At 38.5% G+C, this 17,287-nt stretch carries 19 protein-coding genes and 1 pseudogene; 10 read left to right on the forward strand and 10 right to left on the reverse strand.

The window, feature by feature from the left end; translation table 11 throughout:
* A partial coding sequence (locus KH943_RS04735) for a TonB-dependent receptor plug domain-containing protein (RefSeq protein WP_304108296.1) occupies positions 1-887 on the reverse strand: 887 nt, incomplete at its 3' end.
* A gap of 138 nt (positions 888-1,025) precedes the next feature.
* Between KH943_RS04735 and KH943_RS04740 the strand changes: the two genes are divergently transcribed.
* From KH943_RS04740 to hutZ, 3 genes are read left to right on the forward strand one after another with little or no spacing between them, the layout of a single operon-like run.
* Positions 1,026-2,246, forward strand: a complete 1,221-nt coding sequence (locus KH943_RS04740; protein ID WP_304108299.1) for a transferrin-binding protein-like solute binding protein — start codon at positions 1,026-1,028, stop codon at positions 2,244-2,246.
* 21 nt (positions 2,247-2,267) lie between these two features.
* Positions 2,268-2,762, forward strand: a complete 495-nt coding sequence (gene hutX, locus KH943_RS04745) for a heme utilization cystosolic carrier protein HutX (protein ID WP_304108302.1) — start codon at positions 2,268-2,270, stop codon at positions 2,760-2,762.
* Between the two features lie 23 nt (positions 2,763-2,785).
* Positions 2,786-3,304, forward strand: coding sequence for a heme utilization protein HutZ (gene hutZ, locus KH943_RS04750; protein WP_304108305.1), 519 nt, complete (start codon positions 2,786-2,788; stop codon positions 3,302-3,304).
* A gap of 83 nt (positions 3,305-3,387) precedes the next feature.
* Here hutZ and udp read toward each other — a convergent pair whose 3' ends face one another.
* From udp to KH943_RS04770, 4 genes are read right to left on the reverse strand one after another with little or no spacing between them, the layout of a single operon-like run.
* On the reverse strand, positions 3,388-4,152 hold the full coding sequence (gene udp / locus KH943_RS04755; protein ID WP_304108308.1) for a uridine phosphorylase: 765 nt from the start codon (positions 4,150-4,152) through the stop codon (positions 3,388-3,390).
* Between the two features lie 29 nt (positions 4,153-4,181).
* The gene (locus KH943_RS04760) at positions 4,182-4,640 is read right to left on the reverse strand and encodes a YcgN family cysteine cluster protein (RefSeq protein WP_304108311.1); all 459 of its coding nucleotides are present in this window, start codon (positions 4,638-4,640) and stop codon (positions 4,182-4,184) included.
* Between the two features lie 5 nt (positions 4,641-4,645).
* Positions 4,646-5,248 (reverse strand): RdgB/HAM1 family non-canonical purine NTP pyrophosphatase, encoded by a 603-nt coding sequence (gene rdgB, locus KH943_RS04765; protein WP_304108314.1) that lies wholly within the window; start codon positions 5,246-5,248, stop codon positions 4,646-4,648.
* A gap of 21 nt (positions 5,249-5,269) precedes the next feature.
* A complete protein-coding gene (locus KH943_RS04770) occupies positions 5,270-6,487 on the reverse strand; it encodes a pyridoxal phosphate-dependent aminotransferase (RefSeq protein ID WP_304108317.1) in 1,218 nt (405 codons plus the stop codon).
* A gap of 464 nt (positions 6,488-6,951) precedes the next feature.
* On the opposite strand from KH943_RS04770, the gene KH943_RS04775 reads away from it, so the two are divergent.
* The 7 genes and pseudogenes from KH943_RS04775 (at position 6,952) to relA (ending at position 12,506) form a co-directional block, all read left to right on the forward strand.
* Positions 6,952-7,212 (forward strand): type II toxin-antitoxin system RelE family toxin, encoded by a 261-nt coding sequence (locus KH943_RS04775; RefSeq protein ID WP_304108320.1) that lies wholly within the window; start codon positions 6,952-6,954, stop codon positions 7,210-7,212.
* The gene (locus KH943_RS04780; protein WP_304108322.1) at positions 7,196-7,537 is read left to right on the forward strand and encodes a helix-turn-helix domain-containing protein; all 342 of its coding nucleotides are present in this window, start codon (positions 7,196-7,198) and stop codon (positions 7,535-7,537) included. Before KH943_RS04775 ends, KH943_RS04780 begins: the two co-directional genes overlap by 17 nt.
* Before the next feature lie 11 nt (positions 7,538-7,548).
* Positions 7,549-7,689, forward strand: coding sequence for a hypothetical protein (locus tag KH943_RS04785; RefSeq protein ID WP_304108324.1), 141 nt, complete (start codon positions 7,549-7,551; stop codon positions 7,687-7,689).
* A 326-nt stretch (positions 7,690-8,015) separates the two neighbouring features.
* Positions 8,016-8,222: pseudogene (locus tag KH943_RS04790) on the forward strand (type II toxin-antitoxin system RelE/ParE family toxin); the annotation flags it as partial.
* Positions 8,223-8,232: 10 nt separating this feature from the next.
* Positions 8,233-8,505 carry a HigA family addiction module antitoxin gene (locus KH943_RS04795; protein WP_304108327.1) on the forward strand — a complete coding sequence of 91 codons (273 nt, stop codon included), beginning with the start codon at positions 8,233-8,235 and terminating at the stop codon, positions 8,503-8,505.
* 451 nt (positions 8,506-8,956) lie between these two features.
* Complete coding sequence (locus KH943_RS04800) at positions 8,957-10,219, forward strand: isochorismate synthase (protein ID WP_304108330.1); 1,263 nt, start codon at positions 8,957-8,959, stop codon at positions 10,217-10,219.
* A gap of 91 nt (positions 10,220-10,310) precedes the next feature.
* The gene (gene relA, locus KH943_RS04805; protein WP_304108334.1) at positions 10,311-12,506 is read left to right on the forward strand and encodes a GTP diphosphokinase; all 2,196 of its coding nucleotides are present in this window, start codon (positions 10,311-10,313) and stop codon (positions 12,504-12,506) included.
* A gap of 74 nt (positions 12,507-12,580) precedes the next feature.
* Here the strand turns inward: relA and KH943_RS04810 are convergent, their stop codons facing one another.
* The 5 genes from KH943_RS04810 to KH943_RS04830 all read right to left on the reverse strand — a co-directional run.
* Entirely contained in the window at positions 12,581-13,381 is an 801-nt protein-coding gene (locus tag KH943_RS04810; RefSeq protein WP_304108337.1) for a glycosyltransferase family 2 protein, read from the reverse strand.
* On the reverse strand, positions 13,381-14,262 hold the full coding sequence (locus KH943_RS04815; protein ID WP_304108339.1) for a glycosyltransferase family 2 protein: 882 nt from the start codon (positions 14,260-14,262) through the stop codon (positions 13,381-13,383). Before KH943_RS04815 ends, KH943_RS04810 begins: the two co-directional genes overlap by 1 nt.
* Complete coding sequence (locus KH943_RS04820) at positions 14,255-15,457, reverse strand: hypothetical protein (RefSeq protein ID WP_304108342.1); 1,203 nt, start codon at positions 15,455-15,457, stop codon at positions 14,255-14,257. Before KH943_RS04820 ends, KH943_RS04815 begins: the two co-directional genes overlap by 8 nt.
* Entirely contained in the window at positions 15,457-16,227 is a 771-nt protein-coding gene (locus KH943_RS04825; RefSeq protein WP_304108345.1) for a glycosyltransferase family 25 protein, read from the reverse strand. The genes KH943_RS04820 and KH943_RS04825 overlap by 1 nt, the downstream gene beginning before the upstream one ends.
* A 1-nt stretch (position 16,228) precedes the next feature.
* A partial coding sequence (locus KH943_RS04830) for a hypothetical protein (RefSeq protein ID WP_304108348.1) occupies positions 16,229-17,287 on the reverse strand: 1,059 nt, incomplete at its 5' end.

Genomic DNA, 17,287 nt, shown 5'->3' on the forward strand with positions numbered 1-17,287 from the left:
TTATTTTCTGGAAAATATTCGTAAGCAAGGTTACTGTTATAACGCTTCCCAAAATCTCTGACTTCACGCCATGAACTTTGTGTCAAGCTGTAAGACTCTTCATCCACCCAATTGTTATCACGTTGAGCATTAAACGAGAGGCTTACTTTATGCGATGGTGTAATAAAATAGCCAAATTTTGCTAAATAACTGCGGTTTTTGTGTGTGGCAGGATCAGGCACACCACGTTCACGCCCCCGAATAGCCTCACCAGTGCCATTGCTTTTCATCTCGTGACCATCACGATAAGAATAGAGCAATGCCATATCAAATTTTTCATCTTTATAGCCCCCCCCCGCCGTATGTGTCCATTCACGGTTTTTGCTTGCATAACTATTTTTCAGCAATACACCCCAGTTGTTTTCAGGGAAAACAATATCGTCCGCCCCCAGTGTACGATAGTTAACTGAACCACCTAATGAACCACTGCCTGAATTAAACGAATCCGAGCCTCGCATAATATCAATGCCTTGCACTAATTCGGGATCGATAGCTAAACGTGAGCTGTTGAAGTTTCCATAACGAGCATAAAGCGAGTTTTCTTCGGAATCAGGCAGATTTACGCCATCAACGCTAATCCCAACGCGGTTGCCCTCAACACCGCGCATTGAGAAACCTTTTGTACGACGCCCGTTATCACTAATCCCCACATCGGTTGTATAACGTACTAAGTCGTGGTTATTTGCGATTAATTCTTCTTGAATTGCTTTACGCGTTTTTTTGATTTGTGTTGCTTGAGTTTGAGTTCCATCCACGTGGACAGTGCCTAATGTCGCCTCTTCAGCATAACTATTTAATGCCACCGCAACACAGATTGCACCCAATGAAAGGGCAAATTGACGAGCCATATTTTCACCTAAAATGTATATAAAATATAAAGCAAGTTTATGAAAATTTAATAAATTTCACAAGACGTATTGAAAATTATTTTTATTTAGCTTAATCTAGCCGAAATTTTACTCTCCCCCTCTAAAAAGGAACTTATCATGAAAAACAAATTCAAACTTTCATTACTTACTGTATCTTGTGCTGCATTATTAACCGCTTGCTCTTCTAGTTCGGGTGGTACTGATAATTCAGAACAGCTTCGTAAGGCAGAAAATACATTAAATAAACAAATTGCAGATTTAACTCAAAAGGTAAAATCTGCACAAAGTCAGGCTGAAAGTAGCCAATCTCGATACAATGAAGCCCAAAAACGTTCAGAAGCATCAGAAAAAGAAGCGATTAAATTGAACGAACAAGTGGCTAATTTAAGAAAATCTCAAGCAGAACTTGCTTTGGCACAGGCTGAACAAAATAAAGCAAGTGCACAAGATATTGAAAAATTAAAAGCAGAACTTGAAAAAGCAGATGCTGATTTAACTGCAGCGAAAAAAGCGTCAGAGGAATTAAAAGCCAAAGAAGCTGAAGCTGAAAAAGCACGTCAGGTATTGGAAGCACAGAAAGCAGCACTCGCTAATGAAAAAGATGCTCAAGTTACGCGCGTTCCATTAAGTGCTCATGCGTTTGGTGGTATTACTGGAGAAATGAAAGATCCTGTTTCTGGTGGTTTAATGGTTATTAATAGTGCAAGCGGTGATCAATTAGCACCGACACTTGTTGAACCTGATGAAGATGGTATCAACCAAATCTCTGTTACCTCCTCTAACGGTAAAATTCGTTCAATTGCTATCGCACCTCCAGAAAGCTTATCTCGTAATAAAAGTCTGAAATATATTCGTACAACTGGACTACGTTACTCTGACTTATCAAATACGGATGCCTTTAAATCAACCGCTTTTGGTATCTATAATGATGATGATACTGGTCAAAAATACCTTTATGCACACGGTACACCGACTGATCTAAAACAGATGGAACAATTGCAAGGTCAAGTAAAATATGAAGGTAGTGCGGTTTATATCAAAAATGGGGTAAATTTTGATAAACAATCAGGTGTTAATGCAACCGCTGATTTTGCAAATAAAACCATTAATATTCAGATTGAAGAAACTAAACACTGGAAAGATGATAAAGTTGAAGTACCAGAAATGAACTTCGGCGGCAAAATTACTGGCAACAGTTTCGCAGGTGACGTTAATGGTATTAAAACCCAAGGTGGCTTCTTCGGTGAAAATGCAAAAGAACTTTCAGGTATCTATACTAATGAAAAAGATGAATCCCGCGGCGTATTCGGTGCAATTAAACAAGAAGCAGCTCAATAAGCGGTAGGATTTTCAGAAAAAATGGTAAATCTTACAGAGAAAATTACCGCTTATATTGCGGAAAATCCTCAAGCCATTACCCTTGATATGGCAGCCTACTTCGGGCTGCCTGAAGGTGAAATTTTGGTGGCACTGCCTGCGGAATTTGTACGTGTTTTTGAGGCAAATCGTTCAGAAGAGATCTTTACCCAAATTGCACAATGGGGCACTTTCACTACTATTATCGAGAAATGCGGTTCTATTTTTGAAATTAAAGATCGCTTCCCAGAAGGCATTGTAGGGCGTGGTTATTACAATCTGAATATGAAAGGCGACCAAGGTGCGTTGCACGGGCATTTGAAATTAGATGGCATTGCTCAAATTGCCTTTGTTAGCTTACCTTTCCGTGGTAAAGAGAGCTACAACATCGCCTTTATTGCTCATAACGGCGAGACCATTTTTAAAGTGTATTTAGGGCGTGATGAGCAACGCCAGCTATTCCCTGAGCAAGTCGAAAAATTTAAAGCATTTCGATAAGATTTTTTATTAAGGAGACAAAAATGACGGATCGTCAAGAAGTGTTACAAAACCGTTTAGGTCCTCAAATTCAAGAACTCAAGGAACAATGCCGTACCATTATGTTGGCAACTTTAGATGAAGAAGGCAACCCAAACGTCAGTTATGCACCGTTTGTAATTCATAATGGCAAATATGTGGTGTTAATTTCAGAAATTGCCCGCCACGCCCGCAATCTACAAAAAGTGCCAAAAGTATCGTTGATGTTGATTGAAGATGAAAACTTAAGCCGTCAAATTTTTGCTCGTAAGCGGTTAAGTTTTGATGCAACTTCGCAAGTGATTGATAAACTTTCAGAAGAAGGTCAGGCTTGTTTAGCCGAACTTAAAGTTCGTCACGGTGATTTAATTGATGAATTAGCACAAAATGCCGATTTTAAACTCTTCGGCTTCACACCAAGCCAAGGCTTATTCGTTAAAGGGTTCGGTCAAGCGTTCCAAGTAAGCCCATCTGATTTAGTGGATGTGGTGCATTTGGAGATCGGACATATTAAAGAAGAGTAGTCCTGAAAACGAATAGTTACTCAATATAAAAAGTGGATAAAACGAGTAAAGTTTTATCCACTTTTGCTTTTTACTGTTAATATTTAATGATTTTTCAGCAAAATTCTCGCTGCTTCTATCACCGTAGCAACTGCCGCTTCTTCAGTTGCTTTCATTGTTGCTTCGTTTGGAATTTCTTGTTGTGTACGGTTTACAATCACCCCTGCAACCATTCCTGCCCGTAAGCCTAATGCTGAACACATCGTAAGCAGCGTTGCGGATTCCATTTCGTAGTTCATAACGTGTAAATCTTGCCACTCTTTAAGCGAGCCTCTATATTGAGCACACACTTTACCTGTATAGGTGTCGTAACGTTCTTGTCCTGGATAGAAAGTATCCGATGAAGCGGTTATTCCTACAAAAGTTTTCACGCCCTGTTTTTGGGCTGCTTGGTAAAGTGCGGTCGTACATTCAAAGTCGGCAACTGCTGGGTAAGCAAGTGGTGCGAAATGTTGGCTTGCACCGTCTAAACGCACAGAACCTGTAGTAACCAATAAGTTACCCACTTCAATATGCGGTTGAATCGCCCCTGTTGTACCTACACGCAGGAAGGTGCGGATGCCAAGTTGAGCAAGCTCTTCAACACAGATTGAGGTAGATGGTCCGCCAATCCCTGTTGAGCAAACCACAACAGCTTGGTCACCAATAAAACCTAACCACGAGTTAAATTCGCGATGGCTTGCCAAAAATTCTGGATTTGCTAATTTTTTGGCGATGCGTTCGCTACGTGCAGGATCTCCTGGAATAATCGCAAGCGTTGCCCCTTTTAACATTGCTTTGGTTAAACCTAAATGGAAAACTTCAGACATTTTTTTCTCCTTAACTATTTTCTATTGTGTTATATCTCGTCGATTACAAATTCAAACCAATCAATCACCTCTTTTTCGTGAATGCCGTTTGGAATAAGTACATTCGCTTTTCTGACCGATTCAGGATCGTGAGAAATCAGCGGATGCCAATCAAACAGTGGTTTACCTTCATAAAGTAGTCGATAAGCACAGGTTTTCGGCAACCAGCCAAAATCGGGCAGATTTTTCTTGGTAAGCTTAGTACAATCTGGTTCTCGCTTAAAACGATCAGTATAGTGCATACAACGCCCCGTATTCACATCTAAAAGATTGCATGCAACACGGGTGTAATAAAGTCGTTCGCGTTTGCCGCGTCCTTGAATATATTTGCGGTAACAACATTTTCCGCACCCATCACACAAAGCCTCCCACTCCGCAGTGTTCATTTCAAGTAATGATTTTTTCTGCCAGAAAAGCGGTTCAATTTCGGTATTTTTTTGCAAAACCATTTTGATTATACATTACCTTCAAACTGCTGTTTTAATTTTTTCAACGCAATGGCTCGGTGTGAAATTTTTTTCTTCTCTATAGTTTCTAATTCAGCAAAGCTGCACGCTTTTGGCGGGTAGAAAAAGAGCGAATCATAGCCAAAGCCATGTGTGCCACGTTCTTCGGTTAAGATTTTTCCAAAACATTCGCCAATCGCAATTTTGGGCGTTGGATCAGTTTCGTGAGCTAAAAAGACGATGCAGCTTACAAATTTGGCTTGGCGTTTTTCAGCTGGCACCGATGTCATTTCACGCAGCAATTTTTGGCGATTAGCTATATCATTGCTATCTTCGCCTGCATAACGTGCGGAATATAAACCCGGTGCACCATTTAAGGCTTCTACCGATAAGCCTGAGTCATCTGCAATTGCAGGTAATCCTGTGATTTTTGAGGCATAACGGGCTTTTAATAATGCATTTTCGACGAAGGTTAAGCCGATTTCTTCGGGGCTTTCAATACCAAATTCGGATTGTGCGACTACTTCAAAACCGAATTGAGCCAACACATCTGCCATTTCTTTTACCTTGCCTTGATTGCTGGTAGCGAGGACAACTTTTATTTTTTGCATTTTTAACATCTCGGTTTAATATTAATCTTGTTTATAAGTTTTTAAGAATTTTGCCAATCGTCCAATCGCTTCTTCAAGCTGATGGACATAAGGTAAGGTGACCACACGGAAGTGATCTGGTTTATGCCAGTTAAAGCCAGAACCTTGCACCAGTAACACTTTTTCTGCTTGAAGCAAATCATAGATAAATTTCGCATCGTCTTTAATGCCATACATCTCGGTATCGATTTTCGGGAACATATACATCGCACCTTTTGGCTTCACACAGGTAATGCCTGGAATTTGTATCAATAACTCCCACGCTTTGTTGCGTTGTTCGAGCAAACGTCCGCCAGGAAGGATAAATTCATTGATGCTTTGGTAGCCGCCCAGTGCGGTTTGGATCGCATGTTGCATTGGTGTATTTGCACACAAACGCATAGAAGCCAACATATCCAAGCCCTCAATAAAGCCTTTCGCTTGGTTTTTCGGACCGTTCAATACCATCCAGCCTTGGCGGAAACCTGCCACGCGGTAAGCTTTGGATAAACCATTGTAAGTGACTGTCAACACATCAGGTGCAAGAGCGGCGATATGGTGATGCACTGCACCATCGTATAAGATTTTTTCGTAGATTTCATCAGCAAAAATAATCAATCCATGTTGGCGTGCCAGTTCAGCAATTTCTAACAAAATCGCACGGCTATACACCGCCCCTGTTGGGTTGTTTGGGTTGATGATCAAAATCCCTTTGGTGCGTGGGCTGATTTTTGCTTTGATATCTTCAATATCAGGGAACCACTCATTCTCTTCATCACAAAGGTAATGCACTGCTTTCCCGCCTGCTAGCGTTGCTGCTGCTGTCCAAAGAGGATAATCAGGCATTGGAATGAGGATCTCATCACCTTCATTCAAGAGTGCTTGCATTGACATCGTAATCAGTTCTGACACACCATTACCGATATATACATCATTCACGTCCATTCCACGCATACCTTTTGATTGGTAATACTGCACTATCGCTTTACGTGCAGAATACAAGCCTTTGGAATCGCAATAACCTTGTGCCGTTGGTAGGTTACGAATAACGTCCACCAAAATCTCATCAGGGGCTTCAAACCCAAATGGGGCAGGGTTGCCGATGTTGAGTTTGAGAATTTTATTTCCCTCTTCTTCTAAGCGAAGCGCCTCTTTATGAATTGGACCGCGAATATCGTAGCGAACCTGTGCTAATTTATCTGATTTTGGAAAACGTTCCATAATGCTTCCTGTGTTGTATTTGGATTTAAAACGAGTTTTTGAACTTTACTCTGATTTTTAAGGAAAATAAAGAACAATTATATTAGCTCTGAATTTCCCTGTAAAATCAAAAACTTACATACCTCAAATTTATCTCATTTTCGAAACCCTCCCATTTTTTCCGAAACTCACTTTTTAACCACTCATATTTATTTACATTTTCCAGTTTTTCTCCCAAAGAAAACCTCTTGCGACAAGAGTTACAAGCGGTCAAATTACGCTAATAAATTACCATTTCGTTTTTGTTTAACTAACACTTCCAATACTTTTGCTTCAATGGTTTTACCAAGATGTTTTGCCTCTTTTTCAGAGATTTGTCCTTCAGTTTGGCTGTGAGTGTTGCCATAAAGCCCCCCTTGTTGTTAAAAAGAATTGTTTTATTTATAAGTTTTTTATAAAATACTTATAAATAAAGAGGAAAGCCAATGTATCACGTTATCTATAAAACAAAGGCGATTAAGCAGCTGAAGAAAATTCAGCCTGAACATTCAAAACAGATTCGTGAAAAATGTCGGGAATTAGTGAATTTTCCGCACTGCCAAAACATTAAATCCTTGGCCAATCATCAATATGATTACCGCCTACGGGTTGGGCAATATCGTATCTTTTTCAACACGGGTGTTGATGGTGAGGTTTATGTTATCCATATTGAAGAGGTGAAAAAACGAGATGAGAACACATACTAATTATCAAATCATTAACGATCTGCAAGGTATGCCTGCCTATGTGCTGGTGCCTTTTCACGAATATCAACTTAAATTTGAGCAACCGCATCTCAGCGTAGATGATGGTGTACCTGCCGAAGTGGTTGATTTAAGTTTTGATAATAACTACTCTGCGGTGCGTGCTTGGCGTGAATATTTAGGTTTAACACAAGCGGAAGTCGCAAAGCGTATGGGAATTAGCCAATCCGCCTATTCTCAACACGAAAATGCACAACGTTTAACTAAAGCTACACGCTCAAAAGTTGCGATTGCGTTAGGTATTCACGCGGCACAGTTAGATTTTTAAGAAAATGACCGATGAAAGTACAACCTATTAGTTATAAACAAGTGAAAGAAAAATTATTACAAGATGAAGAAACCAAACAACTTTATTTCACAGAAAACGAGTTGATGAACTCCAATCTTTACTCAAATAAATGCGTTCCCGTGCGGACTTAATCATTTCTCACATTGCAGCGCTATGCTCAGGCTTGCGGTTCTGAATTAAAAGTGGTGATGCTGTAAAAATAATCCCCGAACATGGCGAGTGTTCGGGTTTTGTTGTTTTTATAAGTTTGATACATCTATTATAAGTGATTGGATATCGCCATATGCTCCAACTGATTCAAAACCTATCATTAATATGTTCCGTAATATAAAATGTATTCGTTATCATTGATTGAATAGAAATAAACCGAACTTGATAGACGGTCAAATTTCAACTCTAGCATACGATTACTCGCAACAACTTTGCTATAAGGAACAGCAATAAAAGAGGGGTTGACAAACATGCCAATAAATTGAGATTGCAACTTGAAACACTCAATCGGGCGACTTGTCCTCAAGATATGAATGCACCCAGTTGGCGATTACATGCCTTAAAAGGCAATATGAAAGACCATTGGTCGCTTACTGTCAATGGCAATTGGCGTATTACCTTTAAATTTGAAAATGGGCACGCTGAAATTGTCGATTATCAAGATTACCATTAGGAGATAATATATGAAAATGTACAACCCACCGCACCCTGGTTTAGTGTTAAGAGAATATATTGAAGGAATGAAAATTGGTGAAGTTGCCGAAAAGTTAGGCATTTCTCGTATTTCACTCTCTCGTATTCTCAACGGTAAAACTGCCATTACGCCAGAAATGGCAACGCGCATTGGGCTTGCATTGAATAACAGCCCAAGTATGTGGTTAGGCATGCAAGCGGATTATGATTTATGGCAAGTTGAGCAACATCAAACTTTCCATATTACGCCACTTTATGCCTAAAGCTGCTCAATCACCACACGCTTATTCCCTCGCTCGTCATACACAATAATCTGGTTATTGTTGATGACGAGTCCGACATTACCTGCCACTGCACGCATCTCTACTTGTCAGCGATGAACAAGCTCAAAAAAACACTGGGCCACACTACTCCAAAAATGACACAGCACTACATATGAAAAGAGAAAACATTTAAACCATTAGATGAAATAATATCCATAAAAATAGAATAATTATGCATTTTAAACCAGAAAAAGTGTTCCGAAACTATTTGGTAACTTATTGATTTTTCTACTACAAAAACCGCTAAAATACGCAATAGTTTCGGAACGGAAAACGGCTCTAAACCGTTGGTATTGCTACATTTCAATTTTTTAAGGAAAAAAAAGAGGATTTGAGCTAAAATAAACATCTTTTTTACAAATAGCGGTTTGATTTTCTGAAAATTTTGCGTATGTCAGTTTTTACTCAATTAGAACAACAACTTAGCGAGCAACTTTCACAGCTGCAATCAACTCAAGGATGGATTCAACTTACGGCAGAAGTCAATTTATCTGTAGAAGAATCTTTGTTATTAGGCTGGCTAAAATCGCAAAATCGGCATTTCCCACACTTTTTCTTTGAAAAACGAGATGAAAATCAAACGATTGCTACTATCGGGGCTGTAAAAATTTTTTCTTCGTTAGAAGAGGCACAAATTTTTGTACAATCTACCTCACTTTCGCTTATCGGTGGCATTCAATTTGAAGGTATTTGCCAATTTGTCTTACCACGCTTGATGCTAGTAAAAAATTCGCAAAATTTGACCGCTTACCTGACATTAAACCTAAGCGAGCAAGCGGTTGATTTTACTGAATTTTTTACCGAGCTAGATTCAACTTCTCCTGTTCAAAACTATCAAATATTAGCACCTCAATCTGCTTGCACATTTGAGCAATGGAAAGCCAATATTGAGCAGGCGATTATCCAAATCAAATCGGGCGATTTGCGTAAGGTCGTATTAGCGAACGCCACTCAACTTACCTTTGAAAATCTCATTTCTGCTTATGATTTAGTTGAACAAAGTCGAACAATTAACCTTGGTTGTTACCATTTTTTATGGGCAGAAAATGCACAGAATGCTTTTGTTGGCTCAACTCCTGAACGTTTGTATTATCGCAAGGGCAATCAACTTTTTACTGAAGCTTTGGCGGGAACGGTTGCCGTTTCTGATAATCCAATCGAAACCGAACAAAATGCCCAATGGTTGTTAAAAGATGCTAAAAATATCTACGAGAATCTACTTGTGGTGGAAGATATTGAGGAGCATTTGAACGCTTATGTAGAGGCATTTGAGGTACATCTACCTGAAATCAAACGTTTACATAATGTGCAACATTTAAGAAGACGGATTGAGGCAATCTTGAAAGCTGATGTGCTCGATCAAGATTGCTTACGACAGATTCACCCAACCGCAGCTGTTGCAGGCTTACCGCGAGCTAAGGCGAAACAATTTATTGCCCAAAATGAACCTTTTAAACGTGGTTGGTATGCGGGGACATTAGGTATTTTCAACCCGCAGGAAGCAGAATTTTGCGTTACTCTTCGTTCAGCCAAAATTGAACATAATCAGCTCACTCTTTATGCAGGGGCGGGCATTGTTAAGGAATCAGAGCCTGTTTCTGAGTGGCAAGAAATTGAGCGAAAATCGCAAGCACTGGCTAAATTGCTCAAATAAAACGCAGGATTGCACCTATCAATCCTGCCATTTTTCGCTATAATGGAGTGCAACCTAATACGTTTATACTCTGCATTACAATGGAGGTTTTATGGTAGCTATTCGACACTCTCATGAACTTAACCCTGCAACATTTGAACTCGCTGGTTGGAGTGAGTCGTTGCATATGTCTCCTGTTACCTTTGATAAATTGCAGAATGCGTGGCGATATTCGCAAGAAAAGCTAGACCCCACTCAATATGAATTGATGTGGGATGGCATTGAAATGGCCGAAATTCTCTATGGCTTGAATATGGATGATGATAGCCTTGTTGCCGCAATGCTTTTCCCTCTTGTTAAAGGCAATATTATTGATCTTGTGCAAGTCAAAGAAGATTTCAGCAACCAAGTGAAAAACTTGGTAAAAGGCGTGTTGGAGATGGAAAACATCCGCCAACTCTCATCTAATTCTGCTTCCGATCTGCAAATCGACAATATTCGCCGTATGCTGTTGGCAATGGTGGATGATTTCCGCTGTGTGGTCATCAAACTTGCCGAACGCATCACTTATCTCAGAACCAAAAGTCGTTATAGCGAAGAAGATATTGTACTTGCGGCAAAAGAGTGCTCGCATGTGTATGCACCTCTTGCTAATCGTTTGGGCATTGGGCAATTGAAATGGGAGCTTGAAGATTATTGCTTCCGTGCTCTGCACCCGCAATGTTACCGCCAAATTGCAAAATTCGATCTTGGTGAACGCCGTGTCGATCGTGAAAAATATATTGCAAATTTTGTGGTGGATTTAACCGCTTCACTAAAAGAAGAATTAGACGAAGTGCAGGTTTATGGTCGTCCAAAACATATTTACAGCATTTGGAAAAAAATGCAGAAAAAAAATCTGCGTTTCGATCAATTGTTTGATATTCGTGCTGTTCGCGTCATCGTGCCAAAATTAGAAGATTGCTATACTGCGCTGAGTATTATTCATACCCAATATAAACATCTACCAGAGCACTTTGATGACTATATCGCTCAACCTAAACCTAACGGCTATCAATCTATTCACACCGTAGTGCTCGGCAAAAGCGATAAACCTATTGAAGTGCAAATTCGCACTCAAAAAATGCACGATGATGCCGAACTTGGCGTTGCCGCTCACTGGAAATATAAAGAAGGAGCAACTGCGGGGCGTTCAGGCTATGAAGAGAAAATCGTTTGGCTACGTAAACTTTTGGCGTGGCAAAATGATATTGCGGATTCTGGTGATGTGCTCGATGAAATGCGTTCACAAGTGTTTGACGATCGCGTCTATGTCTTTACTCCGCGTGGCGAAGTGATTGATTTGCCAAAAGATGCGACACCTCTTGATTTTGCTTATGCAATTCATAGTGAAATTGGTCACCGCTGCATTGGGGCGAAAGTAGCGGGCAAGATTGTGCCATTTACCTACAATCTCAAAATGGGCGATCAGGTTGAAATTATTACCCAAAAACAACCTAATCCAAGTCGTGACTGGCTTAATCCAAACACAGGCTTTGTGAATACCTCAAAAGCACGTTCCAAAATTATTGCGTGGTTCAAAAAACTTGATCGTGAGAAAAATATCCCGATTGGACGCGAAGCCCTTGAAGCAGAAATGACCAAGTTAGGTTTAACGCACAAACAGATCGAAACCTATGCATTGCCACGTTACAACCTCAAACAGATGGATGATCTGTATGCGGGCATTGGCGGTGGCGATATTAAACTCAACCAGCTCAGCCACTATTTACAAAGCCGTTTAATTAAACCTACCGCTGAGCAAGAAGATGAAGCGGTATTGAAACAGCTTAATAAAAACTCGCATCAAAAAGCCCAAAATGGTCAAGTAATTATTGAAGGCGTGGGTAACTTGATGCACTCCATTGCACGCTGCTGCCAACCAATTCCAGGCGATCCGATTGTAGGCTACATCACTCAAGGTCGCGGTATTTCAATTCACAAAGCTGATTGTGAACAGCTGTTTGAATTACAAAGCCTTAATCCAACTCGTGTGGTAGAAGCCCAATGGGGAAGTTATGCTGGCGAAGGCTTAAGTCTTACCATTCGTATTATTGCCAACGACCGTAACGGTTTACTGCGTGATGTGAGTGCAATTATGGCAAACGAGAAAGTCAATGTATTAAGCGTTGCTAGCCGTATTGATGCCAAACGTAGCCTTGCAATTATCAATATGGAAATTCAGATGAATAATGTGGCAATGCTGAATAAAATCTTGGCTCGCATTACGCTTCTTGATGATGTGATTGAAGCGAGAAGAGCAGGGTAGACAATACTTGTAGTATAATAAAGCGGTCAAATATTGCAAAAGTTTTGCAAAACTTGACCGCTTTTATTTTCCAACTATTTTCTTAATAATTTATAAACGCCCTGTAATAAACTTAGCGGTAAAATTCGTGGAATTGCACGCATAAAGAAAATTGCAAACCCTGAAATTGGGCTTTGAATTTTGACTTGGTTTTTAAGTCTATAAAGCTCCCATTCGTATTGAAACTGTTTCCAACCACGGCGGCGACCTACCATTCCATTTCCCACGCGAGCATAAACTAAAATATCTGATAAATTTGCTACATTTAAGCCTGTTGCCACCATTTTAATCCAAAGCGTGTAATCTTCTTGCAAACCTTGATAACCACCACATTCAAGCACTTTCGATTTTTTATAAGCCACGGTCATATGGTTGAACGGGCAACGTAAACGGGTAAAACGCACAATCTCTTCCTTCGAGGTAGGTACATTACGATAAGCAACAATATCATCGATATTTTCGCCAAATTCAGCAATTTGCCCCCCGAGCATAATGACATCTGGATGCTGTTGAATAAATTTTGCTTGTTTTTCAAAACGTTCTGGCACGCAAATATCGTCGGTATCCATACGGAAAACCCATTCGTGGCGACAATAATTTAAGCCATCATTAAGTGTTTTACCTAAACCACGATTCTGAGGGAATTTCACCGCTTTTATTGGCAAAATCGCCTCATATTCGGTCACAACTGCCTCTAATTCAGCTGTTACAGCACCATCAAATAATACGACTATTTCTGTTGCGGGTAGGGTTTGATTTTTTAAACTTTCAAAACACTCTTTAAGATATTGCGGGTTCTCTTTAATATAAAGAGACATTAATACTGAAAATTCCATTAGAAAAACCTTTTCATATTGATTGCTAATTTAGGCGAAATAAAGCTAATAATTGCAATAGTAAGATGCTTTATATTATGGCTACGTTTAAATATTTTAAAGTAATAGTTTGCTGCCTTTCGAGATAAATTCATCGCATAAATATAAGAGAGAATATAAAGTGAGTTAATGGCAAAGTTTTGTTTTTGCTTTTCTGTTTTGACATATTTATGCTCAATATATTCAATCGCCTTTTCGGTGTTCACCGTATTGGTTGAAACACTTGAGCGTTTAGTATGGAAGTAACAAATACTCAAAGGTTGATTGATAAATCCTGCTTTTAAATTGGGACTATCTGCTACTTTTAAGGCAAATTCATAATCTTCCAATGATTTTAATTCTGAATTTAATCCCCCCAAGGCGATGAAAAAGGATTTTTTAATCCCCATCATTGGCATTCCGCCCAATTTATTGGCTAATAAAATATTATCTAAATTGATTTTATGTGGCTCAATTGGATTAGTAAAATATTGGAATTTTTCATTTACCATTTCACACTTGGCAGAATGGTAAATAAAATTTACTTGCAGATGTTGTTCAATATATTGGCTAATCACTTCACATTTATTATTGGCAAAGCGGTCATCGTCATCTAAAAATAAGAGCCACTCTTGTGAAGCAAGTTGTGCACCAACATTACGGCTACCAGCTGCTCCTTGATTTATTTCGTTACGAAAAAACTTCACTTCAAAAGGATAGTTTGGCTCAATAACCACAGTTTGTGGTGAGCAGTCATCAACAATAATCACTTCAAAATTATAAACCGTTTGAGCCTTTAAACTCTCAAGTAATTCAAGCACTTCCGTGTTGCGATTATAGGAAGGGACAATAATACTAAACATTTTCTTCCTCTTTTTTCTTGCAATAAATAATAAAATTTTTACCGCTTGTACCAAATAGGGAGAGGAACATCAGCAAGCCAAACATTACGCTTGGATAAGCGTAAGTATCTGCTTTAATGTTCCAGATGGTCATTAAGCCTAATGTTGATAAAATAAACAACCAACTACCGTTAAACCAGTTATCAGCCACTCTTTTTACAAAATAAGCGGTGAAAGCAAAGCAAGCTAACATATAACCAATACCGCCATATAAGGCTTGGCGAATAAAACCAGAATCAGAGCCACCGTAATAACTCCAGCCATTCGGTTGATAATATAAGCCATCGCCCATTAAGAGCTGTTTATTTGTTGGCATAAAAAGATGCTTATTCATAAGCGTATCTGTTGAAGAACTTAGCCGCTCTCCGCCGTTAATCAGGTTAATGACGGGTTCGAGTGCGTGTTCAACATAGCGATTTTCCGCATGGAAATAAGCCAGATAGAGCACTAATGCGATAAATGCAAGTAATGCGGGTAGATAACGCCAGCGGAAATAAAGCAAGCAGCTTACTAATGAAAAGGTTAAAAATAATCGCCCCGCAATCAGCCCGATACATAAAAGCAAGAAGAGCCAGATTGGATTTAGTGCTTGAGTTTTCGCGTGATAAGCAAGCAGAAAATGTAGTAATAGCACATAAAATACACTCAATGGGAAAAACGCTGCAGAGGTTAAATTATAGAGCCGATATTCCTGCTCTGAACCAATAAAACGTTCTAAATGACCGCCCATATAGGAGTTTGTGTTAATCGCAAAATCAATCATAAACGGCACGCCAACCAAAGCAAAAAATCCAATAAATGCTTGTACGCCAATACTAATTTTTAAGTCGCGGATAAGTTGCGATTTGCCATTTTCGTGTTGGTAGAACAGATTATAAATCGTCATCCCCAAGATAAACACAAACAACGATTTGGCATACATACTTAATACGCCTATTTCTTTCGTGCCGTTAATAATGAGCGGAATCGCAGAAATAATTAGCAATGCGATACAAGCAATCAGGCTATCTTTAGGAATAACCACGCTTTTTTGGCTTTTATTCCACCATTTATAGGTTAAAAATAGCAGTGCGATGGAGCCTGTTATTAGCCCCATTCGGATAAAATGCAAAAACCACGGATCGTATAAATAAAAAAGACTTACTAAAGCACTCATTATAAATTTCTCTTAATAGCTAACGCTTTTTTAAGCGGTAGTTTTAATAATTTTTTAAATAGATTATTTTTTAATGAACCACGTAAGTCTTCTAAATTACTCACAAGATTTGGGTTTTCAATAACCATTAATGGGCGAATAACAAAAATATCTAAATTAAAATCTTGCCCAAATAGAATAAAATCATCTGCTAACCAATATGGCTTATGCGTTTCTAATTCTGCAAGAAAACGTAATGCTGCCGATTTTTTAATTAAATAAGCTACTGTGCCTGCAAAATAATTTTTATAAGGATAAGAATAAGTGTAGCCTGTATTTTCAATTTGTTTTTGCCAGCATTTAAATGTACTTGGATAGTTAATTTTTAGCTCTACATCATTAAAGGTAGGGATTTTTGATTGCCCCACTAAAACAATATCCGCTTGTAGGTTTTGCTGTAATAAAGCGGTTAAATTTTGCTGAAAATTTGCAGCGAAGAGTGCATCATCCTCACACACTAAAACATAATTGTCAGCATTGATGGTTTGATCTTCTGCAATCAGGTGATAAACAGCTAAATGGCTTAATGTACAACCAATTTCGCCTTTAGTGACAGAGCGGTGATAGCGTTGTTTAAACTTCTCAAAGTTAAATCTATTCTGTAACTCTGTTTCTTCTAACGCCATTGTGTTGATAGCACGAAAAACTTCAAAATCAGAGGTGTCAGGTTGAGCGAAAAATAGTTCTCGTCTTTTTACATCTTTCTCTAATGAAATTAAATATTTTTTCATTTTATTTGCCTAGCATTTTATGCTTTTCGATAGGATATTTAAAATAATAAATAGTTGAGATGATCAGTCTCGTAAAACTTGCCCCTAACAAGGCATAGGCTACGCCATATAATTGATGCCCTTTGAATAGGTAGAATAAACTCACAAAGACTGCAATAGAAATAATCTGACTCATAAATAACAGGACTTGTTTTCCTTGAATGAGCATATTTTGTGAAAATAGCCAAGATAAGCCTGCAATAATAGAGTTGATAACAAAGAAAATAAGGACTGGTGCAACCTCTATATATTTAGCACTAAAAAAGAACTTAATTACGGGTTCTGCTAAAAGAGGGACAAGAATAATAGCACCTAAACTCATCAAAGCAATTATTGCCAATACCGTTTTTAATCTATTTAAGTTATTTAATAAACCTGAATAATAGTAATCAGTCAGCATATTAATAAATTTTGTAACTAATGCATCAAATGTAATACAAACAGTATAGAGTCCCAAAGTATAATGACCTAGCAGAGCAACAATTAAAAATTTATCAATACTTGCGGTAGTTGCACCAAAGGTTTGATATAAATTCTGTTTAATCCACGTTTTTAAGAAAAATTTACGCTCTATCGGTTGTATATTTTCTTTCTTTTTGAATTTACTTTCTATTTTATGTAAATAAAATAAGCAAGTAATAGATTGAATAATGCTATATAAAGTTAAAAGATAAATAACAACCTCAAGAGGTTGCTCACCCCAAAATAAATAAGCCGTTCCATAAACAAGCACTAAAAATATCGGTTGCTGAAGATTGATTGCACGATAAATTTTTAGGCTTTCATCAATTTTACTTTTTTCTAGCGTAATGGTAATAATCGCTGTTAATAAAACATTGATAACAAATAATAAATGAAATGTTGTTATATTAAAAAATGTTGTTGCGATTGTAGAAGCAATTAAGGCTAATAATAGGAATGCGATAAAATATTTTCGCCACCCCCAATATTGTTGATTTCGCATTGAAAGAGCAAATGAGAATCCTGCCCCGCCTGTTGCAAAAGTCACTGCATAAGATAC

Origin of the sequence: Haemophilus parahaemolyticus, from assembly GCF_018373095.1 — a bacterium.
Taxonomy (GTDB): domain Bacteria; phylum Pseudomonadota; class Gammaproteobacteria; order Enterobacterales; family Pasteurellaceae; genus Haemophilus_A; species Haemophilus_A parahaemolyticus_A.